The sequence below is a fragment of the Streptomyces sp. NBC_00028 genome, assembly GCF_045041065.1.
Classification (GTDB): domain Bacteria; phylum Actinomycetota; class Actinomycetes; order Streptomycetales; family Streptomycetaceae; genus Streptomyces.
The window spans coordinates 4446989-4469256 of record NZ_CP108293.1 but is presented as its reverse complement, the minus strand read 5'-3'; the positions used below and the strand labels follow the sequence as shown (position 1 = coordinate 4469256).

The 22268-nt window shown below is 69.4% G+C and carries 25 protein-coding genes; 13 read left to right on the top strand and 12 right to left on the bottom strand.

The genetic code is table 11. The features are described 5' to 3' along the window. Window positions 1–41 precede the first annotated feature (41 nt). Both OG885_RS19870 and OG885_RS19865 read right to left on the bottom strand, forming a co-directional pair. Window positions 42–515 carry a GNAT family N-acetyltransferase gene (locus OG885_RS19870; RefSeq protein ID WP_405733319.1) on the bottom strand — a complete coding sequence of 158 codons (474 nt, stop codon included), beginning with the start codon at window positions 513–515 and terminating at the stop codon, window positions 42–44. Window positions 516–579: 64 nt separating this feature from the next. Continuing rightward, window positions 580–954, bottom strand: a complete 375-nt coding sequence (locus OG885_RS19865) for an ArsR/SmtB family transcription factor (RefSeq protein WP_405733316.1) — start codon at window positions 952–954, stop codon at window positions 580–582. Window positions 955–1091: 137 nt separating this feature from the next. Between OG885_RS19865 and OG885_RS19860 the strand changes: the two genes are divergently transcribed. From OG885_RS19860 to OG885_RS19850, 3 genes are read left to right on the top strand one after another with little or no spacing between them, the layout of a single operon-like run. Further along, a complete protein-coding gene (locus tag OG885_RS19860; RefSeq protein ID WP_405733314.1) occupies window positions 1092–2459 on the top strand; it encodes an FAD-dependent oxidoreductase in 1368 nt (455 codons plus the stop codon). 28 nt (window positions 2460–2487) lie between these two features. Continuing rightward, window positions 2488–2952, top strand: a complete 465-nt coding sequence (locus OG885_RS19855; protein WP_405733311.1) for an ArsI/CadI family heavy metal resistance metalloenzyme — start codon at window positions 2488–2490, stop codon at window positions 2950–2952. Window positions 2953–2959: 7 nt separating this feature from the next. Next, entirely contained in the window at window positions 2960–4159 is a 1200-nt protein-coding gene (locus OG885_RS19850; RefSeq protein ID WP_405733308.1) for an MFS transporter, read from the top strand. A gap of 60 nt (window positions 4160–4219) precedes the next feature. Here OG885_RS19850 and OG885_RS19845 read toward each other — a convergent pair whose 3' ends face one another. Genes OG885_RS19845 through OG885_RS19830 form a run of 4 tightly spaced genes read right to left on the bottom strand, consistent with a single transcriptional unit; the run spans window position 4220 to window position 6557 of the window. Beyond that, window positions 4220–4570, bottom strand: coding sequence for an ASCH domain-containing protein (locus OG885_RS19845; RefSeq protein WP_405733305.1), 351 nt, complete (start codon window positions 4568–4570; stop codon window positions 4220–4222). Beyond that, window positions 4567–5688: a hypothetical protein gene (locus OG885_RS19840; RefSeq protein WP_405733302.1), complete on the bottom strand. Its 1122-nt coding sequence runs from the start codon at window positions 5686–5688 to the stop codon at window positions 4567–4569. Before OG885_RS19840 ends, OG885_RS19845 begins: the two co-directional genes overlap by 4 nt. A 33-nt stretch (window positions 5689–5721) precedes the next feature. Beyond that, window positions 5722–6153, bottom strand: a complete 432-nt coding sequence (locus OG885_RS19835) for a hypothetical protein (RefSeq protein WP_405733299.1) — start codon at window positions 6151–6153, stop codon at window positions 5722–5724. Further along, window positions 6153–6557, bottom strand: coding sequence for a hypothetical protein (locus OG885_RS19830; protein WP_405733296.1), 405 nt, complete (start codon window positions 6555–6557; stop codon window positions 6153–6155). The genes OG885_RS19835 and OG885_RS19830 overlap by 1 nt, the downstream gene beginning before the upstream one ends. Window positions 6558–6677: 120 nt before the next feature. On the opposite strand from OG885_RS19830, the gene OG885_RS19825 reads away from it, so the two are divergent. From OG885_RS19825 to OG885_RS19815, 3 genes are read left to right on the top strand one after another with little or no spacing between them, the layout of a single operon-like run. Then, the gene (locus OG885_RS19825) at window positions 6678–7721 is read left to right on the top strand and encodes a helix-turn-helix domain-containing protein (protein WP_405733293.1); all 1044 of its coding nucleotides are present in this window, start codon (window positions 6678–6680) and stop codon (window positions 7719–7721) included. Continuing rightward, complete coding sequence (locus OG885_RS19820) at window positions 7718–8407, top strand: YdcF family protein (RefSeq protein ID WP_405733290.1); 690 nt, start codon at window positions 7718–7720, stop codon at window positions 8405–8407. Before OG885_RS19825 ends, OG885_RS19820 begins: the two co-directional genes overlap by 4 nt. Window positions 8408–8423: 16 nt before the next feature. Beyond that, window positions 8424–9164 carry a WbqC family protein gene (locus OG885_RS19815; RefSeq protein WP_405742791.1) on the top strand — a complete coding sequence of 247 codons (741 nt, stop codon included), beginning with the start codon at window positions 8424–8426 and terminating at the stop codon, window positions 9162–9164. A gap of 64 nt (window positions 9165–9228) precedes the next feature. On the opposite strand, the gene OG885_RS19810 is transcribed toward OG885_RS19815, so the two are convergent. From OG885_RS19810 to OG885_RS19790, 5 genes are all read right to left on the bottom strand, one after another. Beyond that, entirely contained in the window at window positions 9229–10941 is a 1713-nt protein-coding gene (locus OG885_RS19810; protein ID WP_405733287.1) for a relaxase/mobilization nuclease domain-containing protein, read from the bottom strand. Further along, window positions 10938–11279 carry a plasmid mobilization relaxosome protein MobC gene (locus tag OG885_RS19805; RefSeq protein ID WP_405733284.1) on the bottom strand — a complete coding sequence of 114 codons (342 nt, stop codon included), beginning with the start codon at window positions 11277–11279 and terminating at the stop codon, window positions 10938–10940. The genes OG885_RS19810 and OG885_RS19805 overlap by 4 nt, the downstream gene beginning before the upstream one ends. Before the next feature lie 354 nt (window positions 11280–11633). Beyond that, the gene (locus tag OG885_RS19800; RefSeq protein WP_405733281.1) at window positions 11634–12386 is read right to left on the bottom strand and encodes a DUF2637 domain-containing protein; all 753 of its coding nucleotides are present in this window, start codon (window positions 12384–12386) and stop codon (window positions 11634–11636) included. A 213-nt stretch (window positions 12387–12599) separates the two neighbouring features. Continuing rightward, window positions 12600–13871: a DUF3631 domain-containing protein gene (locus OG885_RS19795; RefSeq protein WP_405733278.1), complete on the bottom strand. Its 1272-nt coding sequence runs from the start codon at window positions 13869–13871 to the stop codon at window positions 12600–12602. Between the two features lie 136 nt (window positions 13872–14007). Beyond that, a complete protein-coding gene (locus OG885_RS19790) occupies window positions 14008–14250 on the bottom strand; it encodes a helix-turn-helix transcriptional regulator (RefSeq protein WP_405733275.1) in 243 nt (80 codons plus the stop codon). 464 nt (window positions 14251–14714) lie between these two features. Here OG885_RS19790 and OG885_RS19785 point away from each other — a divergent pair, with 464 nt between their 5' ends. Together OG885_RS19785 and OG885_RS19780 are read left to right on the top strand one after the other, a co-directional pair. Beyond that, on the top strand, window positions 14715–15029 hold the full coding sequence (locus OG885_RS19785) for a helix-turn-helix domain-containing protein (RefSeq protein ID WP_405733273.1): 315 nt from the start codon (window positions 14715–14717) through the stop codon (window positions 15027–15029). A gap of 1 nt (window position 15030) precedes the next feature. Further along, on the top strand, window positions 15031–16386 hold the full coding sequence (locus OG885_RS19780; RefSeq protein ID WP_405742789.1) for a tyrosine-type recombinase/integrase: 1356 nt from the start codon (window positions 15031–15033) through the stop codon (window positions 16384–16386). A gap of 76 nt (window positions 16387–16462) precedes the next feature. Here OG885_RS19780 and OG885_RS19775 read toward each other — a convergent pair whose 3' ends face one another. Further along, entirely contained in the window at window positions 16463–16900 is a 438-nt protein-coding gene (locus OG885_RS19775; RefSeq protein WP_003974483.1) for a hypothetical protein, read from the bottom strand. A gap of 496 nt (window positions 16901–17396) precedes the next feature. On the opposite strand from OG885_RS19775, the gene hemL reads away from it, so the two are divergent. From hemL to OG885_RS19750, 5 genes are all read left to right on the top strand, one after another. Then, window positions 17397–18716, top strand: coding sequence for a glutamate-1-semialdehyde 2,1-aminomutase (gene hemL / locus OG885_RS19770; RefSeq protein WP_405733270.1), 1320 nt, complete (start codon window positions 17397–17399; stop codon window positions 18714–18716). Further along, window positions 18713–19396 carry a histidine phosphatase family protein gene (locus tag OG885_RS19765; RefSeq protein ID WP_399949871.1) on the top strand — a complete coding sequence of 228 codons (684 nt, stop codon included), beginning with the start codon at window positions 18713–18715 and terminating at the stop codon, window positions 19394–19396. Before hemL ends, OG885_RS19765 begins: the two co-directional genes overlap by 4 nt. 111 nt (window positions 19397–19507) lie before the next feature. Then, window positions 19508–20782, top strand: coding sequence for a hypothetical protein (locus tag OG885_RS19760; protein ID WP_405733267.1), 1275 nt, complete (start codon window positions 19508–19510; stop codon window positions 20780–20782). 66 nt (window positions 20783–20848) lie between these two features. Then, complete coding sequence (locus OG885_RS19755) at window positions 20849–21481, top strand: TlpA family protein disulfide reductase (RefSeq protein ID WP_405733264.1); 633 nt, start codon at window positions 20849–20851, stop codon at window positions 21479–21481. A 64-nt stretch (window positions 21482–21545) separates the two neighbouring features. Next, complete coding sequence (locus tag OG885_RS19750) at window positions 21546–22268, top strand: cytochrome c biogenesis CcdA family protein (RefSeq protein ID WP_399950077.1); 723 nt, start codon at window positions 21546–21548, stop codon at window positions 22266–22268.

Below are 22268 nucleotides of genomic sequence, written 5' to 3'. Positions count from 1 at the left end.
TGCCGCACCGCACTGACAACGCCCTCGCTCTGAGTCGGTGCTCAGTCGATCTCAGGGCTGCGGCGCTCGATCAGGACGACGTCGCGCCACATTCCGTGGTGACGGCCGATGCGTTCGCGGGTGCCGATGGGCCGGAAGCCAGCTCGTTGGTGCAGGGCGAGGCTGGCGGTGTTCTCGGGGAAGATGCCGGACTGGATGGTCCAGATCCCGGCCGCCTCAGTGGAGTCGATCAGGGCCTTCAGCAAGGCGGCGGCCACGCCGCGGCCCCGGGCGCCGGGATGGACGTAGACGGAGTGCTCGACGACCCCGGCGTACGCACAGCGGTCGGAGACCCTGGTGGCGGCGACCCAACCGAGCACTGCATCCCTCTCGTCGAGGGCGACGAAGCGGTGCTCCGGCAACTTCGAGGAATCGAAGATCTCCCAGGTCGGGGCTGTCGTCTCGAAGGTGGCGTTGCCCTCGTCGATACCTGCTTGGTAGATCGCCAGGACCTCTTCGGCATGCGACGCGGCCATTGGCACGATCGTCACGCTGGTCGGCTTGGACACGCTGGCGTACCCCCTGAGTTCCCGGCCGAGGTCAGACTGCGGTCGGAGCGATCGTCAGCAGCTTGCCCATCGCGGCCAGCACGGACGGCTCGACGCGGTAGTAGACCCAGGTGCCGCGCCGCTCGGAGGTGAGCAGGCCGGCCTCCTTGAGCTTCTTCAGGTGGTGGGAGACGGTCGGCTGGGATACGCCGACGTCGGAGATGTCGCACACGCACGCCTCGCCACCCTCGTGCGAGGCGACCGACGTGAACAGCCGCAACCGCACCGGATCGCCGAGCGCCTTGAACATCCGCGCGGCCGTCTCGGCCTCCTCCGCGGAGAACGGCCGCTCGGTGAGCGGCGGGCAGCATGGCGCCACGGCGTCGGACTCAGCCTCGATCAGCGGCAGCACCTTGGTGTTCGACATGCATCTATGTTGACACATGTCGAATCAGGAAGCGGGACCGCCGCAGATTCGATGAATGTCTATGTTGACGCTTGTCGATACAGGTGTCATCCTGGCGGCGAAGGACATCGACAAACGTCGAAACAAAGGGGAATCTCGTGAACGCGCCCACCACCGACCAGCTGCCCGTCGTAGTCATCGGCGCCGGCCCCATCGGCCTGGCTGCCGCTGCCCACCTGGTCGAGCGCGGCCTCGACCCGCTGGTCCTGGAAGCCGGCCCGTCCGCCGGCACAGCGGTACGCGACTGGGCGCACGTCCGCCTCTTCTCCCCGTGGGCCGAGGTCACCGACCCGGCCGCCGAGAAGCTCCTCGCCCCCACCGGCTGGGCCCGCCCCGACGGCGCCACCTACCCCACCGGCGGCGACTGGGCCGAGCACTACCTCCAGCCGCTCGCCGACGTCCTCGCCGACAAGGTCCGCTACGGCGCCACGGTCACCGGCGTCGCCCGCGCCGGCCGCGACCGGATCGTCGACGCCGACCGTGACGAGCAGCCCTTCACCGTGCACATCGAGCTGGCCGACGGCCGCGAGGAGCGGATCAGCGCCCGCGCCGTCATCGACGCCTCGGGCACCTGGTCCATCCCGAGCCCCATCGGTGCCGACGGCCTGCCCGCCCTGGGCGAGAAGGCGGGGGGCGACCGCATCTCCTACCGTGTCCCTGACCTCAAGGACCCGGCCGTCCGCGCCCGGTACGCGGGCAAGCGCACCGCCGTCATCGGCTCCGGCGCCTCCGCCTTCACCGCCCTCGCCTACCTCGCCGACCTGGCAAAGGAGGAGCCGGGCACGCACGCGGCCTGGGTTCTTCGCCGCGGGATCGGGACGAGTACCTTCGGCGGCGGCGAGGCCGACCAGCTTCCCGCTCGCGGCGCCTTGGGCCTGCGGGCCAAGGCCGCCGTCGAGGACGGCCACGCCAGCGCCGTCACGGGCTTCCGTACACAGGCTGTGGAGCGTGACGGTGACCGGCTCGTCCTCATCGCCGAGGACGGCCGCCGTCTGGATCCGGTCGACGAGGTGATCGTGCTGACCGGCTTCCGCCCCGACCTGTCCTTCCTCTCTGAAGTCCGGCTCGGCCTCGACGAGCGCCTGCAGGCGCCGACCGCGCTCGCCCCGCTCATTGACCCGAACGTCCACTCCTGCGGCACCGTCTACCCGCACGGCGTGGGCGAGCTCTCCCACCCGGAGCAGGGCGTCTACCTGGTTGGCATGAAGTCCTACGGCCGTGCCCCGACGTTCCTGGCGATGACCGGCTACGAGCAGGTCCGCTCCATCACCGCCGCCCTCGCCGGCGACCAGGAAGCTGCCGAACGCGTCGAACTGACCCTGCCCGAGACCGGAGTATGCGGCGGCGCCGGCCTGTACGGCGACCCCGATGCCTCTCAGGCCAGTGACGGCGGCGGTTGCTGCGCCGCTCCGGACACGCTCCAGATCGGTGTCGCCGCCCCCGCAACCACGACCGGCGGCTGCTGATCCCCGTACCCACACAAGGAGGTTCACCATGTCCCGTGTACAACTCGCTCTCCGTGTCCCCGACCTGAACGCCTCCATCGCCTTCTACAGCAAGCTGTTCGGCACCGAGCCCGCCAAACTCCGCGACGGCTACGCCAACTTCGCCATCGCCGAGCCCCCGCTCAAGCTCGTCCTGATCGAAGGCACGGCGGAAGAGACAACCCGCCTGGACCACCTCGGCGTCGAGGTCGAATCGACAGAGACCGTGCAGGCCGCCACCGCCCGCCTCAGCGAGGCCGGCCTGGCCACCACCGAGGAGAACGACACCACCTGTTGCTACGCCCTCCAGGACAAGGTCTGGGTCCACGGCCCCGGCCAGGAGCCCTGGGAGGTGTACGTCGTCAAAGCCGACGCCGACACCCTCGCCAAGCAGTCGGGCAGCACCTGCTGCACCGACACGACTACGACCGCCGCCGAGACCAAGGAACCCGCAGCCGCGGGCGGCTGCTGCTGATCCGCCGATGACCCACCTCCACACCAGCGGGGCCGCGACCGGCACGGGGGACCGGTCGCGGCCCCGCGCCGCCCTGCCCGCACTGTGCGCTACTCAAATCACCAGCTGGGGAATCGTCTACTACGCCTTCCCCGTCCTCAACCCGCAGATCACCGCCGACACCGGCTGGTCGACGACCGCCACCACTGCCGCCTTCTCCGGGGCCCTGCTGGTCTCCGCCGTCGTCGGCATCCCGGTCGGCCGCATCCTCGACCGCCGAGGCCCACGCGCCGTGATGACCACCGGCTCCGTCCTGGGCGTCGCCGCGGTGCTGGCCATCACGTACTCGCCAAGCGTTGCGGCCTTCACCGCCGGTTGGCTGCTGGCCGGGGTGGCCATGGCCACCACCTTCTATCAGCCCGCCTTCGCCGCCCTCACCCGCTGGTGGGGCGGACAGCGTGTCCGAGCCCTCACGATCGTCACCCTGGCCGGCGGCTTGGCCTCCACCGCCTTCGCGCCGCTGACCGCCACGCTCGCCGAGCATCTGAGCTGGCGCGAGACGTACGCCGTCCTCGCGGCGATCCTGGCCCTCGTGACCATCCCCGCGCATGCTCTCGCGCTACGAGGACCGTGGCCACCGGCCTCGGCGCCAACGCCCCAACGGGACACCAACTCCGGCGCGGTGGCCCGCAGCCGACCGTTGCTGATGCTCGCCGCCGCGCTGACACTGAACAGCTTTGCGATGTACGCCGTCGTCATCGCCCTCGTTCCCCTGCTGATGGCACGCGGAGCCAGCCCTACCACCGCCGCTTGGGTTCTCGGGTTGGGCGGCGCCGGACAGACCCTCGGTCGGACTCTCTACGCGAACCTTGCCCGCCGCACCGGCGTCATCACCCGCACCGTCGCCCTGATCGCTCTCGGAGGGGCCACGACAGGCGCTTTCGCGATCGTCTCCGGCCCTGTCCCTCTCCTCGTGGGCATCGCGATCGGGGCCGGCATGGTGCGGGGTAACCTCACCCTCCTCCAAGCCACCGCCGTCACCGACCGATGGGGCACCACCCACTACGGCCGCCTCTCCGGACTCCTGGCTGCGCCGGCCACCATCGCCTCCGCGCTGGCACCCTTTGCGGGAGCCGTGCTGGCCGGGCCGCTCGGCGGATATCCCGGTCTGTTCGCCGTACTCGCGCTGGTCTCGGCCGTGGCGGCCCTTCTCGCGCTGGGTAGTTGACAGCCGCTGTCACCGGAGGAGCTGGCGCGCGTCATCTGCGTCATGCCCAAGAACTGAGGGCTAGGGCAGAGCGATCTCGATGGCGAGGGCGCCCAGGGCTTCCTTCTCGGGTGGGTAGATGGCGCGGATGTTGGCCAGTTGCTGGTCGTGAGTGGCGGTCGGGTTGACGTTGGTCGGTCCCTCGCCGTGGAGCAGGGCCTCGAAGTCGGTGTACTCGGTGACGCGAACGACCTTGACCTCGCAGGTCTCGTCGGTGCCCTTGATCCGGAAGCGGATGGTCTCGCCCGCGGCGAGGTCGGCAAGATGTGGGTACTTCACCCGTACCTCGATGGTCTTGGTGCCGGAGGCGACGAGGTCGAAGTACTGGCGGTAGAGGTTGAGTTCGCGAACGCGGGCGGTGGTGTCGGTCATGGGGCGGGAACGCTCCTGGGTGCTGGTGCGGTGATCAGGCGGCCGATCTCGGCTGCGGAGTACGAGCGGAAGAAATGGCGCGGGTCGGAAAGCATCGTCTCGGTCATGGCCAGCAGCTGGTCGGCGTACTCGGTGACGCTGCCGGGCCATTTCCGGGTGTCGAGCATCCAGTCCGCCGCGCCCGTCGGCAAGGTGGCGCGGCCTTCACGGATGAGGGACTTGGAGAGTTTCGCGCCGGTGTCGGTGACGACTTGGGGGCAGAACAGTCGCGCGGGGAGCTGGGCGCGGCTGAGGCCGACGGCCTGAAGGGCTTCGTCGATGAGGAGTGAGCCGAAGACCCAGTCGCCGCCCTTGACCATGACGTGCAGGGTGCCGCCCTCGCGAGGGTTGGTCAGGGCGAGTTCCTTGACGAGGTTGCGGTACAGAGTGGCCAGGTCGAGGTAGGCGCCGGCGGTGGGCGTGATGGTGGCCTGGTAGGGGCCGTGGTGGAGACAGACGGCGGCGACGGTGGCGGTGTCGCGGTCGGTGAGGTGTACACGCGTGCGTTCGGCGTGCTTCTCGGCCCAGCCGCAGCCGGGCTGGGGGCAGGGGACCCGGAGGTGCGGGGTGCCGGTGGAGGGGGCGAGCCACCAGCGGGCGGCGTCGAGGCGGGGCAGGAGCCGCAGCCAGGTGCGGCGGAAGTGCTCGCCGGCTTGCTGCTGGGTGTAGGTCTCGACGTGGTACGGGATGCCCAGGCGTCGGGAGAGGGCGGTGAACAGGGGCTGGTAGAGGGCGCCGATGAGGTCGGTCAGGGCCTGTTCGTCGGCGGCCTGGGCGTAGGCGCGTTGGTAGCGGTGGCCGCTGACCGGGTCGGTGGCCTGTTGGTAGGGGGCGTTGTCGAGGGCGCTGAAGAGGACTTCGGTGCGGATGCCGAAGCGGTCGCACAGGCGGGCGGCCATGGCGAAGGCCAGGGACTGCACGAGGGAGGTGCCGAGGTGCGGGGCGCCGTTTATTTGGGTGCCGACGACCAGCACGATGCGCGCCGGCGGCGTGGCCAGGATGCGTGGGGTCAGGACGTCTTCGGCGCGCAGGAGGGCGTTGGCGAGGACGGTGTTGGGTGAGATGGGTTTGGGTGTCACGGGTGTCCCCTTGCGGTCGGGTCGGAGGGCGGTCTAGACGCGGGCGTCGGATGAGGCTTCGTGGCAGACGGCCGTGACGTAGGAGTGCTGGAGCGCGGCACGCAGAGCACCGGGGTCGGTGAGGGTGTCGTCGTCGGGGAGCTCGCACCAGCCGCCGAACCAGTCGTCCATCAACTCCAGGCCAGGTGCCACGAGCCAGGAATTGCTGGAGAGGTGCCGGACAGGCAGGTCGTCCCAGCCGCTGTCGGAGGTGCCGGTCTGGATGGCGTAGTAGAGGCGTTCGTTGGGGCCGTCGTAGAGGACTGGACCGATGAGGGCGTCGGTGGCGCGGAGGTGGGCGAGGGCCAGGAATCCGATCTCTGCGGGCGTGCGTACGAGATCCCAGCCGTCGCCGACTCGCAGAATGCGCAGCCCGGAAATGTCGCCGATCATGGGGGCCCGGCGCAGCGCGTCTCGTACGGACATCAGGTGGCTCCCTGCTGGGTGGGGTGGAAGGGAGGCGCGCCGCCTGCCGCCTGCCTGGTGGAGCGGACCGTGATCAGGCGGGCGCCGGTTGTCGTTATCCGCCGCTTGCGCTCGGCGGCCACGGGCTTGGGGCCGAGATGGCCGAGTGCGGGGATCACGACGCCATAGGTGTCGGGGAGGCCGAGGGCGTCGAGTAGGCCGACGAAGGCGGGGGAGCGGAGGGCGACGGCCGGCTCGCGGTCGGTGAAGACACCGCACAAGGTCAGTTCATGGCGGCGGCAGTACTCGCTGAGGCAGCCGGTCAGCGCGGCATGCCGGGCCGCGCCGCCGGTGATCTGGCGCAGGTAGCCGAAGACGAGCGGGCCGGTGACCGGCCGGAGTTCGGTGATGATTTCGTCGTCCATGACCAAGAGCGTCGGTCGTCGCGAACGGCCTCGAAATGACCTGCTGTTGTACTTCCGTTGCACTTCGAGCCCCACATCGTCACCGAGAGTGCTTCCATACGTGACGGAGGGAGGTCAGCCGTGATCAACGTGCAGCACTGGAGCGGTCGGGAGGCGAGCGCCCTGCGTGCCGCGCTGCGCATGAGCACCCGCACCTTCGCCGACCACCTCGGCGTGGCCCTGCGCACAGTGGCCAAGTGGGAGAGCCTGGGCGCCGAAACACAGCCCCGGCCCGATACCCAAGCCATCCTCGACACCGCGCTCGCCCGCGCCGACTCCGCTGCCCACGCCCGCTTCGAAGCGCTGCTGTTTCCCGAGCGGAAGAGTGCACGACCGGCGGACTACGAGACGTGGACCGAGGACATCGAGCGGGCTGTGATCTGCGTGAGCCGCCAGAACTTCCCCTTTGCCTCGGCGCTGCTCAACCGCTGGCTAGGGCGCCACGACCCGCACGATCTCGATGACAAGGGCCTTTACCTGTACGGGCGTTCACTGGTGCTACTGGGCGATGTGCAACGCGACCAAGGGGCGATCCTCGGCCCGCTCTCCGCCCGCCAGTCCTACCTGACCGCCCGCGGCATGTTCTGCGAGCTCGACATCCCGCGCAGGGTGGCCCAGATCGAGCTGTCCCTCGCCGTGGTGCAGGAGATGTCCGGCCAGCTGGAGGTGTCCGCCCGCCGCTATGAGCAGCTCGCCCGGGACGAGCGCCTGAGCCGACGGGACCGGGCCCGTGCCCGCTTGTGGGTGGGGACGGCGCTGAGCAAGGAGGGCGACAACGACTACGCCACCGAGGTCATGGCGGCGGCAACCTGCGAGTTCGAGGAACTCGGCGAGCCGGAGGACTGGTCCGTGGCTCACCAGAAGATGGCCCTGGCCCACCGCGGCGCCGGCCACCTGGACCAGGCACTGCACTACATCGATATCGCGCGCACCACCGGCACGGTCGACTCCCCGATGCAGCGAGTGCGGTTGGACACCGCCTACGGACACATCCTTCTGTCGGATGCGGCGACCCGCAATGATGGGCTGTCCGTCCTCGACCAGGCGGCACAGGTGGCCCAGCAGTTCGGGCTGAGCCATCAGCTGCGCAGCATCGAGGGCATCCGAAAGGGCCAGCAAGGATGAGCCAGGGAGTGCCAGTGCCGCAGCACCAGCAGCGCCAGATCACCGACGAGCAGTTCCACGACGCGACGCTGATCTGGAACTACCACCAGATGGGCCACGAGCTGCGGCCCTGTTCGGCGGCGATCGGCCTGGGCAGCCACGACCTGGGCGTCGCGACCGCAGCCGCCGACCTCTACCGCGCCGGGCTGTTCCCAGTCGTGGTGTTCAGCGGCGGCAACAGCCCCACCACTCGGGCCCGCTTCCCGCGAGGCGAGGCCGTGCATTACCGCGAGCACGCCCTGGGCCTGGGCGTGCCGGACGAAGCGATCCTGGTCGAGCCGAAGGCCGCCAACACCGGTCAGAACATCACGCTCTCGCGGGAGCTGCTGGCCGAGGCCGGCGTCGCAGTCGACTCGCTGCTGCTGATCTCCAAGCCGTACATGGAGCGCCGCTCGTACGCGACGTGCCGCAAGTTGTGGCCCGAGGCCGAGGTTGTCTGCGCCTCCGAGCCACTGGAGCTGGACGACTACATCAAGTCCATCGGCGACGAGAAGCTCGTCGTCGACATGCTCGTCGGCGACCTGCAACGGGTGATCGAGTACCCGAAGCTCGGCTTCGCCGTCGAGCAGGACGTACCGGGGGATGTGCATGACGCCTACGAGCGCCTTCTGCGGGCCGGCTTCGACAGCCGCCTCATCGGCACCTGACCCGCCACGCGGCGGGGTGTGCGCGATCCATCAGCCAAACCTCTTCCCGAGACTTGCCACGCTGGCCAAGCTGTATGCCGCCGACCGGTGGATCGTCTTGGACGACGTCCAGTTCGCCCGGCGCGACTACCAGCATCGCGCCCGTCTCGCCGATCTGGACGAGCCCATACGCCAGCAGTGGCTCACGCTCCCCACGCATCTCCCCCAGGGGCGTTCGACGTTGATCCGTCAGGCACGGCTCGTTGACCCCCAGCGCTCGCGCCGGACGGTCCAGCTGCTCGTGCGTCAGTACTACGGCCGAAGCCCCCACCGGAAAGCCGTGTTCGACGTTCTCGACGCGGTCTTGGACACGCTCGACACCTCGGACCGCGTGGCCGACCTCGCGAGAACATCGACGATTGCCCTGCTCACGGTCCTCGGCTGGTCAGGGGACGTGCGGGACAGCAGTGAGATCCCGACCCGCCAAGGTCGCTCCCAGCGCCTGGCGGATCTCGCCGCAGCCACCGGCAGCACCCACTATCTGTGCGGCACCGGCGGCCTGCGGTACCTCGACGCCGATCCCTTCGACGCGCAGGGCATTCCCGTGCTGCCCTTCCACACCCCTGTGGATGACCTGCTCTGGCAGTGGGCCCGTCGTGTCAGCAGTCTTTGGGCTCTGAGCGCGATTGGTCCCGATGAGCTCGCGAACCAAGTGGCTGCCCAACGAGAAGCTCACCTTCGGAACGGGCTGCGCGCTCGTGCCCAGTGGTTCCGGTGATCGCCCACCGAACGCTTGCCCCCCGGCCTTGGCCTTGGCAGAGGGACTCGGCGTGTGTCCGGAATCATCGCGCCCTGCGAGGTTGATCGCCTCGGCCCGTTGAAGGCCGGGCAGTGCGGCCGTTGCCCGGGACCGCGGTGGTGGCGCGTTCGGGCACCGCGGTGGCGTCGGCGGGCAGGTTGGCCATGCGGCGCAGCCGCCACACCAGCACGTCGGTGACCGAGTCCGCGGTCGTAAGCTCCCGCCGTCCAGCCGCTTCGGCCAGGAGCCCGGCCGGGTCGTGACCGGCGGCCTCGACATCGGCGAGCGTGGCGGCCAGCGCAAACCAGCCCGGCTCGGCCAGAGCCCGTTCCGCCAGCTCCGGCACTGCCTGGCGGAGGTAGGCAGTCTGTCTCTGGCGCAGCGGTTGGGGCAGGTGTCGGCCCCGTTGGTACAGCGCGCCCAACGGGATGTCGGCGGCGGCCCGGTAGGCGGCGCGCAGATGCTCGGCGGCCTCTTGGGCGGCAGCCGCTTGCTGGGCGTGGTTCTTCTTGGCGTGCCAGTGGGCGGCGGCGGTGACGAGGAAGAACAGCATGTCGATGGCCATGGCGGTGGTGGCGCCGTCTTCCCCACGACCGAGGGCGGGCCCGCTGTGGACGAGGTCGCGGGCGGCCTGGCGAAGAGCGCGGTCGTGCCCGCGTTCGGCCTGGACGTGGGAGCGGGTGGCTCGCTCGAACACGAAGGCCGCCCCGCGCAGTTGTTTGCGGGTATGGGCGGCGGAGGTCTTGGCGAGCGCGTCCAACACCTCCCCGGCCGCCGCGATGTGCGCGGCCACCTGAGCGTCCTCACCGTGGTCGATGACCAGCACCGCCTGCCACGTAGCCGAGGCTGCCTGCCGCCGTGCCGTCGCTGGTCCGCTGGGGGCTTCGACGGAAGGCGTGTCCGAGTCCTGGTCAGGGGAGCCGCTGGAGAAGCGCTTGCGGATACGAGGCAGGGAGAGATCGGGGGAGAGGGTGGAGCCCGCGTAGAACACGGGCTCCTTGTCGCCGTTGCGGTCGTCGGGGAGGGCCACCGTGTAGCCGAGGAGGTCGCCGGAGGGCGCGACGCGCTTACGGATCAGCAGGCCGGCGGAGGCCATCCGGTCGAAGAACTCCTCCTCGCTCATGGCTCCCGCCACCGCCCGCCGTACGGTCTCCCGCAGCTTCTCGCGCGCCGACTGCTCGCGCCCCTCACGCTCGGCCTTGTGACGCTCGGCGCTGGTCGGCCGCTTCGCGGCGGTCCCGTCCCCGGCCGGGACGCGGCGCAGGTTGTAGTCGGCTTCGATGCGGCGGCATTCGGCCTGGGCGCGGCGGGCCTCGTTGTGCAGGCGGGGTCGGCGGCCGTCGTCGCGTACGAGGGTGGCGATGATGTGGATGTGGTCGTCGGCGTGGCGGACGGCGGCCCACCGGCAGGCGGCTTCGTCGCCGTCGGGAGCGATGCCGGTGGCGGCGACCGTGCGGCGGGCGATGGCCGCCCAGTCCTCGTCGGACAGGATCGGGTCCTCCGGCGCGGCCCGCACGGACAGGTGCCATACGTGCTTCTCGGGGCGCTTGCTGGCGGGTAGCGCGGTGACGGGCTGGTCGAGCAGGTGCTGGAGCTGTTCGTAGGTGGCCTTCGGGTCGCGGCCGGGGTCGGGGGTGAGTGGGTCGAAGGCGGCCACCAGGTGCGGGTCGATGTGCTCCTCTTTGGTACCGGGGCCGTAGAGGTAGCGGATCAGGCCGATCGTCTCGCTGCCGCGGTCGTGGATGCTGGGGATCACTCAGCGGCACCGCCGTCGCGGTGGGCGAGCAGGGCATCGGCGGCGTCCTCCATGCGGCGGGCCGCGCTACCGACGGCCGTGGCCATGGCGTCCAGATGGGGTGCGTCAGCGCCGGAGTTGAGGGCCTTGGCGACCTGGTTGAACAGGCCGTGAATGCGGCCCAGGTGCCGACGGGCGGCGAACAGCTCGTCGATAACCTGCCGTTCGGTGGCGATCTCGGCGGCGGTACGGGTCAGGTCGCGGGCGGCTTTGTCGACGGCGTAGGCGAGGAAGGCGGCCTTGGACATCTGGCAGTGGGCGGCGGCGTCGGTGAATCGCTGGAACTCGGCGTCGTTCATGCGGCAGCTGGGCTGGTACAGGCGCTTGCGGGATTTCGGCTGACGCGGGCGCTGACGTCTCTTCGCAAGGGACTCCGCCTGCCGTTCCCTTCCCTGCTGCGGTCCGCCCTCGGTCGCAGCCTGACCACCCGGTGCCCCCTGGCACCGGGCTGCTCCCGCCACCCCTGGGGCGGGAACTCCGGGAGCATTGCTCCCGGTACAACTTGCTGCGCTGTTCAGGCCGGTGTCCATCTCCTGCTGAGGGATGGGGAGTTCGTGATGCGGGTCGTGCATGGGTCGTTCTCCGTGGGGTGCTGGTGCTGGGAGCTGGGGACACGGGATGAGCCCGGGAGGGCAGCGGTGCGAACGCAGGGGTCAGGCGGCGTCGCCGGGGGCCGCGTCGAGGTCCCTCTGCTGCTGGGAGGCGGCTTCGTCGAGTTCGGCCTGAAGGATGTCCTTGAGCCTGTCCGCCTCCGTCCGGCCGATGGTCAAGTCCCTGTTGCGGAAGGTGGCTTCAATGTGGCGGCGTGAGGCACGCCCATTGCGTCCCAGTGGCGCAGTACGTGCGAGGGCGAGCCGTACGGGAGGGATTTCGCTGGCCTCGTGATCCTGTGATTCGGCGAAGGACTGTGGGTCCTCAGCCACTTCGGTGGTGCTAGGAGCCACGTCGGCAGCATCCCGCGCCACATCGGCGGGACCGTGAGCCGTGGGATGGCGGTGGACGACGATATAGAGGTGGACCGCGCCGGCCAGGGCGAGTGGGGCGATGGCGGACAGGGCGCCGACGGCGAAGTCGTCGAGGCGGAGGCCATCGCCTTGGCGGGTCTGCTGGTTGAGGCGGACGGCGTGCAGAGCGTTGGCCCAGATGCTCGTCACCGTTGCGGCGCCGACGAGTATCCATACGTAGGCGCGGGACCATGCCGAGGCGGTGCGCAGCATTACGAGGGTGCCTACGCCGATGGCGATGAACCCGTCGATCACGAGCGGGAAGACGTAGGTGAGAAGCCCGCGGATGTGGATGGCGACGGCCGTCTGCCGCAGGGCGTCATAGGAGAGGGCGAAGGCGAAGACGGCGAGTAGGGCGATGCCGACGCGAATCGCGTCGGTGGCGGTGCTGCGGGTAGGCAAGCGGGGTACTCCAGGCGGGCTCGGGGGCGGCGGCCTCGGAGCAGGGGAGAGCGAGGCGTGGCCGCCGTGAGAGGTGTCTGTCTCGTACCACTCGTCGCATGCCTGGTCAGAGCAGGTACGAGTGGATTGGTGATGTCGAGTCGACTCGTTGCGGGGCGTTCACTCGTCCCCGCGCTGACCTGGGCGGGGACGAGTGCGACGAGTCGGCGCGGGTCAGGCCGCGGTACCGGGAAGGGGCTCGGCCGCCGGTTGGGCGGGCTCGGCTGCCCGCGTCGGTTCGGGGCAGTAGCGGGCCCAGGTGTCGAGGAATTGGTTGCGGGCGAAGCCCTTGGCCTGGGTGCCGTCGGGGAAGCGACGGTTGGCCGAGCTGATGCCGTAGGGCTGCAGCAGCAGTTGCAGGCCGCGCGGGGTCAGCCCGTTGGCGCCGTACTCCGCCCACGGTGCTTCCTTGTCCGCGTTGAGGGCCTCCAGCAGGCGCTTCGTGCCCCGTACGGCCGGGTCGTTCTCGGCGGCGAAGGCGCGGCGGATGCCGACCAGGAGGCGGGTGCGCAGGCCGCCTTCCTCGTCCTGCCCGGCCTCGTAGTCGGTCATGACGCGGCACGCGGTGCGGGCGAGTGCGGGCCATTCGCCTCCGGCGAGGTCAGCGATGACCACCAGGGGTTCCCAGGTGTCGGCCGCGCGGTCCTCGACCGGCATGGGCGGCTCCATCTCCAGCGCCCGCTGGTACAGCGGCTGGAGCCAGGCGGAGAGCCGGTCGCGGATCGCGTGCAGGGCGGGGGTGTCGCGGTGGGTGCGGAAGTACGCCACCTTCTCGCCTCCCGCCCGGCGCCGCATCCGGATGACCACCGACCGGTCCATCACCGTGTCGGGCAGGTCACCGATCCCGGCGAGCGCCGCCATGGCGAACGTGGGGAACGCGGTGGGCTTGTGCTCGGGCCCGGTCACCCGGAGCGTGGGCCGGTTGCGCTGGTGACCGGCGTTGATGAGGCCGCGCACCTCCTCGTTCTTCTCCGCCGCCTTGACGGTGCTGAAGAGGGTGTCGGCCTCGTCGACCAGGAGAGCCGGTGGGTCCTCGTCGTCGATTGAGCGGAAGATAGCCGCCGGGCTGGCGTTGACCGTGATCAACGGGTTGCGCACGGTCTCGGTCACCACGTCCAGCAGCCGCGACTTGCCGCACCGCTTCTCCGGAGCCACGATCGCCAGACGCGGAGCGTGCTGCCACGCGCGCTGCAGGTGCGTCGCCGCGATCCACAGCGTGACTGCGGTCAGGGCCTCCTCGCTCGGCATCACCACGTACCGCTTGATCTGCGCCCGCAGGTCCGCCAGGATCTGCGCGCCCTCGGGACGCGGCCCTGCTGAGGACGCGTCGTCCCGGTCCCGGTCTGCGGAAGGTGCGGCGGGGATGGCCAGCTGGCCGGGGACGGCGACGACGGGTGTCAAGTCGGGCGTCGTGGATGGGGTGGTGGAAGACGTAGGTTCGTCCACAGGCGTTCCTCCTTGATGGGCCGGACGGGCAAGGCCCGACCCACCGGATCGATCATTCAAGGGCGATGGGGCAGGGACTCCGCGGCTCTCGGCGGTGGCTCGCCGAGGGCCGTTTCGTTGTCCCGCGATGGCGCCGTCAGACCGCGAGGTCGTACGCGGACTGGGCGTTCACCCAGGCGTCCACCTCGGACCAGCGGTAGCGCAGGTGGCGGCCGACCTTGTGCACATTGGGGCCGATGCCCCGGTACTTCCACTGGTAGAGGGTCTTCACCGGCACGCCGAGGTAGGCGGCGACCTCCTGTGGGCCGGCGAGCGGGCCGCGCCTGGCAGCCTCGGCGGTGGCAGGGGCGTTGGTGTTACGGGGAGAGGTATTCGGCACAGGGCTCCTTTTCGGTCTTGGTCATTGGGCCTGGACAACACAGCCACACCGCGGCGAGAAAAGTCCAGAGTTGGTTCTAAAACTCTCCAGCACTTCTCTGTGTGACCGAAGATTCCAAAACAGTAAGGGCGGATCCCCGGTTGCCGAAATCGCTCTCACGGAAGCCGATTTTTCTGCGGAGAAGCGACCGGCGGAGGTGTCGGAATCCGGCACCTCGGCAGCTCAGAGCCGCCTCGTGGCCGTCGTAAGCGACTCGGCCAATCCGCCAGGCATCACGCCCGGTACCCGCCCAAATCGCCCATCTCTGGGACGCGGAGGGAAAGTAGCACGGCTCTCCCAATGGGAGGGGTGACGATGTACCGGAATTCGATGAGACGAACACCACTTCGCGCCGGAACGACTTTTGGAGAGTTTAAGAACTAACTCTTGCCATAACGCCCGGCTGCAAGTTACAGATATCTGTCATGGCATCCCGACCTGTCGAAATAGGCCCCGCCGGCCTCCACTCCGCCCGCGCTATCGAGTGCATACGCCTCACACGCGGCCTGACCCAGCACCAGCTCGCCGCCCGCTGCACCGCAATGGGCCGCCCGATGACCAACACCGCCCTCAGCCGCACCGAGCGCGCCCGTCGCCGCTGCGACATCGACGACCTCGTCACGATCGCCGCGGCTCTTGGCATCGCGCCGGCGGCCTTGCTGCCGCTGTGGGTCACTCACGGTCCCGTGTCCCGCTCCGGCGGGTCCCTCGACTACCTCCAGGGGGGCCTCCTTGGCTGACGTGTACGACCGCTGGCACAAGTCCCACCCCAAGCCCACCGAAGCCGAGTGCGGCGACCACAAGAGCCGTACGAAGCGGATGGTCCCCACCGCTGATCACAGCATCGGCAAGCGCTGGCAGGTCCGCTACCGCGACCTGGACGGGCAACAGCGCAAGGAGAACTTCGACACGAAGGCCGCGGCCGACAACCGCGCCGCCGAAGTCGACGTCGAGATTCGGCGCGGCTCCTACGTCGTCCCCGCCGAGACGAAGCAGACGCTCGGCACCTACGCGCAGAAGTGGCTCGACGCGAACTCCGTGGGCCCGACGACCGCCCTCCGCTACGAGGCGACCGTCCGCAACCACATCGTCGAGCACCTCGGCCGACGTGAGCTGCGGTCCCTCAATCAGCCTTCGGTCATTCAGGGTTGGATCCGCACGCTTCAGGACGGCGGCCTGGAGGTGTCCACGATCGAGGGCATCTTCGACATCCTCTCCAGCATTCTCGGCGCGGCCGTGGAGGATGGGCTGCTGCCGAAGAACCCCTGCAAGGCGAAGTCGGTCAAGTTGCCGACGGCGACCAAGAAGAAGATCATTCCTTGGTCGCTGGAGCGGGTCCGCGCGGTCATCGCCGGACTCCCGAAACGCTTCCAGGCCGGCGGCAAGCTCGCCTTCGGCTGCGGCTTGCGCCAGGGCGAGGTGTTCGGTTTCGCGGTCGAGGACATCGACTTCAAGGGCGGCTGGATCCACGTAAACCGCCAGGTGCGGCTGGTCGGTACGAAGCCCGTCTTCGCCCTCCCCAAGGGCAACAAGATCCGGTCGGTGCCCCTACCGGCCCAGCTTGCCGCCGCCCTCAAGGCCCACATGAAGGAGTTCCTTCCGGTCGCGGTCACCTTGCCCTGGACCAAACCGGACGGTGAGCCGAAGACCTTCCGCCTCCTCTTCGTCGACGCGAAGGAGCGGGCGTACAACCGCAGCGTCTTCAACATGGGCGACTGGAAGCGCGCCCTCGCCGCCGCCGGCGTGATCCCTCCCCGAGAGCGGGGCGCGCGCTACCTCCAGGCGGCCCCCGAGGACGGTATGCACGCCCTCCGGCACGCCTACGCCTCCGTGCTCCTGGACGCAGGGGAGAGCATCAAGGCGCTCTCCGAGTACCTCGGGCACTCGGACCCGGGTTTCACGCTGCGGACGTACACCCACCTACTGCCGTCCAGCGAGACCCGCACCCGCAAGGCGATCGACGACGCCTTCACGGAAACGGAAGCCGAGGCGGAAGCGGAAGCGGAAGCGGAAGCCGACGGCGACCCACCCGCCACCCAGGGCACATCAGCACCCCCAGCAAAACCAATGTGCCCTCAATGTGCCCTGGCCGCCTGACGGCCCCTCCCGGCACCAAAAAGGGCGAGGCCCGAAGACCCCGCCCGATCCGCAAGAAACCCCAGCTCAGAGCCGGTCAGGGCCACACCAGACAGTACGGCTGATGCCCCGCCTCATGCAACCGATGGCTGAAGTCCTGCCACTCGTGCAGCAGCTGGTACACGTTGAACGCGTCCCGCGGACCACCCCGGTCCGGCACCGTCGACCAGATGAACGCCGCGGCGCCCACCGCCTCCTCGCCTATCCCGCGCAGCGGGTCCACGACCGTCATGGGGAGCTTGACCACCGCGTAGTCGGGGTGGAGGACGACCAGTTCCAGCGGGGGGACTTTGTGCAGCGGGACGCCTTCTATGCCGGTGAGGACCATCGCGGCCATCGTCTCCGGCTTGATCTTGGTGAACATGCCGTTCATCCCGAGCTCGTCGCCGCCGAGTTCCTCGGGGCGCATCGAGATCGGGACGCGGGCCGCGGTCGCGCCGTCGGGCGCGCCGAAGTACTTGTACGTCACCCCCACCCGACCACCATTCCTGCTCCCCGACCTCAGCCGATCGATCCGACGTTCGATACGTCGATCGTCCGCCTCTGACTCACCCGGTACACGTGCTGCCTCTGCGGCTTCCTCCGCGTCGCGTCGGTGCTTTCCCCGCCGGGCACGTCGAGGACCCAGGTCATCGGTCCCCTCGCCCAGTCCGCCACCGCGATGCATATCTCCACCCGACTGCTTTTCTAGGACGCGTGGCCCCCGCCGCGCAACCCGATCATCGTGTCAGTGACCTCCCCCACGGCCGCCCGCCGAAACGTGCGTTGAAACACCTGTCCGCAGGACGCTCACAAGGATCTTCGCGGCCTGTCGAACACCACGGGCCGTACGAGCTGTGTGTATCAGGTCCCAGTTTCGCAGATGCCACCGCACCTCAGCCCGCGGTCGGCCGGGGTGGCTTCAGGCCCTGCCCTACCCTGAGTGGGAAAGCCGCCAACCGGAGTCCGAGAGGTCGGAGACGTCGCAGGTCATGAGTGAAACGCCCTATTCATACGATGCGCCTGCCTCACAGGCCCTGTTCGACCGTGCGGCCACTGTCACACCGGGCGGCGTGAACTCCCCGGTGCGCGCCTTCCGCGCCGTGGGCGGCACGCCCCGGTTCATGGTGTCGGGGCGTGGTCCGTATCTCACCGACGCCGACGGGCGTGAGTACGTCGACCTCGTCTGCTCCTGGGGGCCCATGATCCTCGGGCACTCCCACCCGGACGTGATCGCCGCCGTGCAGGACGCCGTCTCGCGCGGCACCTCCTTCGGCACGCCCGGTGAGGGCGAGGTCGCGCTCGCCGAGGAGATGGTCGAGCGGATCGCGCCGCTCCAGCAGGTGCGGCTCGTCTCCAGCGGCACCGAGGCGACCATGTCCGCCATCCGCCTCGCCCGCGGCTTCACCCGGCGTACCAAGGTCATCAAGTTCGCCGGCTGCTACCACGGCCACGTGGACTCGCTTCTCGCCGCCGCGGGCAGCGGGGTGGCCACGTTCGCGCTGCCCGACACCCCCGGCGTCACCGGTGCCCAGGCCGGCGACACCATCGTGCTGCCGTACAACGACCTCGAAGCCGTGCAGGAGGCCTTCCACCGGCACCCCGGCGAGATCGCCTGTGTCATCACGGAGGCCTCGCCCGGCAACATGGGCGTGGTCCCGCCGCGGCCCGGCTTCAACCAGGGCCTCAAGGACACCTGCTCCAAGAACGGCGCCCTCTACATCTCCGACGAGGTCATGACCGGCTTCCGGACGAGTCGTGCCGGGTGGTACGGGATCGACGGGGTTGTCCCCGACCTGATGACGTTCGGCAAGGTCATGGGCGGTGGCTTCCCGGCCGCCGCCTTCGGTGGCCGCGCGGACGTCATGGCCCACCTCGCGCCCGCCGGGCCCGTCTACCAGGCCGGCACCCTGTCCGGGAACCCCGTCGCCACCGCCGCCGGTCTCGCCCAGCTGCGCCTGCTCGACGAGGCGGCGTACGACAAGGTCGACTCCGTGTCGGCGACCATCCAGTCGCTCGTCACCGAGGCGCTCTCCAAGGAAGGCGTCGCACATCGGTTGCAGACCGCCTCCAACATGTTCTCCGTCTTCTTCACGGACCGCGAGGTGCGCGACTACGAGGACGCCAAGAAGCAGGAGTCCTTCCGCTTCACCGCGTTCTTCCACTCGATGCTGGCGCAGGGCGTCTACCTTCCGCCCTCCTCCTTCGAGTCGTGGTTCGTCTCCACCGCCCATGACGAGCAGGCGGTTCAGAAGATCGCCGACGCCCTTCCGGCGGCGGCCCGTGCGGCAGCGGAGGCCACGGCAGCATGACCGGCAACACTGACATCACCGTCGTCCACGTCATGCGGCACGGCGAGGTCGCCAACCCGGACGGCATCCTCTACGGCCGCCTCGCCGGGTACCACCTCTCCGAACTGGGCCGGCAGATGGCCGACCGGGTCGCCGAGCACCTCTCCTCGCGGGACGTGACCTACGTCTGCGCCTCCCCGCTGGAGCGGGCGCAGGAGACCGCCACGCCGATCGCCAAGGCGCACGGCCTCGACCTCGCGACCGACGCGCGGCTCATCGAGGCCGACAACGTCTTCCAGGGCAAGACCTTCGGCGTCGGCGACGGGGCGCTGAAGAACCCCGACAACTGGAAGCACCTCGTCAACCCCTTCAAGCCGTCCTGGGGTGAGCCGTACGTCGACCAGGTCGTGCGCATGATGGGGGCGCTGGACGCGGCGAAGGACGCGGCGCGGGGGCACGAGGCGGTGCTGGTCAGCCATCAGCTGCCGATCTGGATCGTGCGGTCGTACGTCGAGCGGCGCCGGCTGTGGCACGACCCGCGCAAGCGGCAGTGCACGCTCGCCTCGCTGACGACGTTCACGTACCAGGGCGACAAGATCGTGTCCGTGGGCTACTCCGAGCCGGCGATCGACCTCGTACCGGCCCATCTGCGTGCGGGTGCGAAGCCGGTGAAGGGCAAGGACAAGGCCTTCGGGGCGTAAGTTCCCCTTGGGGGCTTCTGTTACGCAATCGCGAAAATACAGACGGAACGCCTCCGTTCGTCACGTCCTCTGAATGGGTGACCACCAGAGAACGTGACGAACGGGGATGCCATGCGCACTCTCACCCGCAGGGGAGCGATAGGACTCGGCGTCGGGGGTGCCGCCGCCGTCGGACTCGCGGGGTGCGGCACGCTCACGTCGTCAGACGGGCCGAGCCCGGCCTCGGGTTCCACCACCGGCGGCGAAAAACCCGGCAAGAAGACCCCGAGCGCCCGCCCCATCGGCGACGGCTCCACCTCGTACACCGGCAAGCAGCCCGGCCAGCCGGCCAAGCCCGAGCCCCTGGAGCCGGGCCAGACCCCGCCGCAGTTCGTCGTCTTCTCCTGGGACGGGGCGGGCGAGGTCGGCAACGGACTCTTTCCGCGCTTCCTGGACCTCGCCAAGGAGCACGGCGTCCACATGACCTTCTTCCTCTCCGGGCTGTATCTGCTTCCCGAGTCGAAGAAGCGGCTCTACGACCCGCCCAACAACCCCGTCGGCGCCTCCGACATCGGCTATCTCACCGACGAGCACGTCAAGGCCACCCTCACCAACGTGCGCCGCGCCTGGCTGGAGGGGCACGAGATCGGCACCCACTTCAACGGCCACTTCTGCGGCGGCTACGGCAGCGTCGGCAACTGGACGCCCCAGCAGTGGCGCAGCGAGATCGACCAGGCCAAGGCCTTCGTGAAGGAGTGGCGGACCAACACCGGCTGGACCGATGAGCCGGCCCTGCCCTTCGACTACGACAAGGAGCTCGTCGGCGGGCGTACGCCCTGTCTGCTCGGGCAGGACAACCTGCTGCCCACCGCCAAGGACCTGGGCTGGCGGTACGACGCCTCCTCGCCCGGCGGGCGGCAGGTGTGGCCGCAGAAGAAGGGCGGGCTGTGGGATCTGCCGCTCCAGCAGATCCCGTTCCCCGGGCGCAGCTTCGAGGTCCTCTCGATGGACTACAACATGCTCGCCAACCAGTCGATCAACTCCACCAACGCGCCCAGCCACAATTACCCGGCCTGGCGCAAGCAGTCCGCGGACGCGTACATCTCCGGCTTCCAGCGGGCATACGAGACAAATCGCGCCCCCTTCTTCATCGGTAACCACTTCGAGCACTGGAACGGCGGCATCTACATGGACGCCGTGGAGCAGGCGCTGAAGCACATCGCCGCCGAGAAGGAGAAGGGCGAGGACGTACGCCTCGTCTCCTTCCGGCAGTTTGTCGACTGGATGGACGTACAGCAGCCCGAGGTGCTGGAGAAGCTGCGCGGGCTGGATGTCGGGCAGGCGCCTGACGGGGGCTGGGCCGCGTACACGAAGGACACGAACAAGAGCTCTGTAAACGCTGCCTGATATGCGGGTTTCGGCCCGCAAGGGGGGTGCGCAAGATCCCCAGAACGGGCATGCGAAACTTTTCACATGAGTGCCGCCAGCAGCGCCCCCCAGCGCCCGAACCGCACCACGCGCACCCGCCGTCGGGCCCTTCTCCTCACCGGAGCCGCCGCGGCCGCCGCGCTGACCCTCACCGCGTGCAGTTCCGGCGGAGTGTCGGGAGGCGGTGGCGACACCAACTTCATCACCGGCAACAACGGCGTCGACACCGTCGCCGAGGGCAAGCGGTCCGCGGCGCCCGAGCTGTCCGGCGAGACCATCGACGGCAAGCAGCTGTCCACCGCCGACTACAAGGGCAAGGTCCTCGTCGTCAATGTGTGGGGCTCCTGGTGCTCGCCCTGCCGGGCCGAGGCGAAGAACCTCCAGAGCGTCTACGAGAAGGTCAAGGGCCAGGGCGTCGAGTTCGTCGGCCTCAACACGCGGGACGCCAGCACCACCCTCGCGAGGTCCTTCGAGAAGGAGTTCGGGATCACCTACCCGAGCATCTACGACCCGACGGGCAAGCAGATGCTCCGGTTCAAGAAGGGCACCCTCAACCCGCAGCTGATCCCCTCCACGCTCGTCATCGACCGCGACGGCAAGCTCGCCGCCCGCGCGCTCCAGGCGCTCAGCGAGGACACGCTGCTCGGCATGATCAAGCCCGTCCTCGCGGAGAAGTGACGTGAGCGCGGCCGTCACCGGAGTGACCACGCTCGCCGCCGGGGTGGGGCAGAACGACACCGTGATGAGCGGCGCCCTGCTGCTCGCCCTGCCGATCGCCCTGCTCGGCGGACTCGTCTCCTTCTTCTCCCCCTGCGTCCTGCCGCTGGTGCCCGGCTATCTGTCGTACGTCACCGGCGTCAGCGGCACCGATCTCGCCGAGGCCCGGCGGGGCCGGATGGCCGCCGGTGCGTCCCTGTTCGTCCTCGGCTTCACCGTCGTCTTCGTCTCCGGCGGGGCGCTGTTCGGCTACTTCGGACAGACCCTCCAGGAGGAGCGGGACGTCCTGTCCAAGGTGCTCGGCGTCCTCATGATCCTCATGGGCGTCTTCTTCATGGGCATGATGCCCTGGCTCACCCAGCGCGAGTTCCGCTTCCACACCCGGCCCGCCACCGGGCTGGCCGGCGCCCCGCTGCTGGGCGCCCTGTTCGGCATCGGCTGGACGCCCTGCATCGGACCCACGCTGTCCTCGGTGCAGACGCTCGCCATGCAGGACGGCAGCGCCCTGCGCGGCGCCATACTGACCGTCGCCTACTGCCTCGGCCTCGGTGTCCCCTTCGTGCTCGCTGCCGTAGCCTTCCGCAAGGCGCTCGGCGCCTTCGCCTGGGTCAAGCGGCACTACGTCTGGGTGATGCGCATCGGCGGCACCATGATGATCCTGACCGGTGTCCTGCTGCTGACCGGCGCCTGGGACAGCATCGTGCAGGAGATGCAGGCCTGGTCCAACGGCTTCACTGTGGGGATCTGA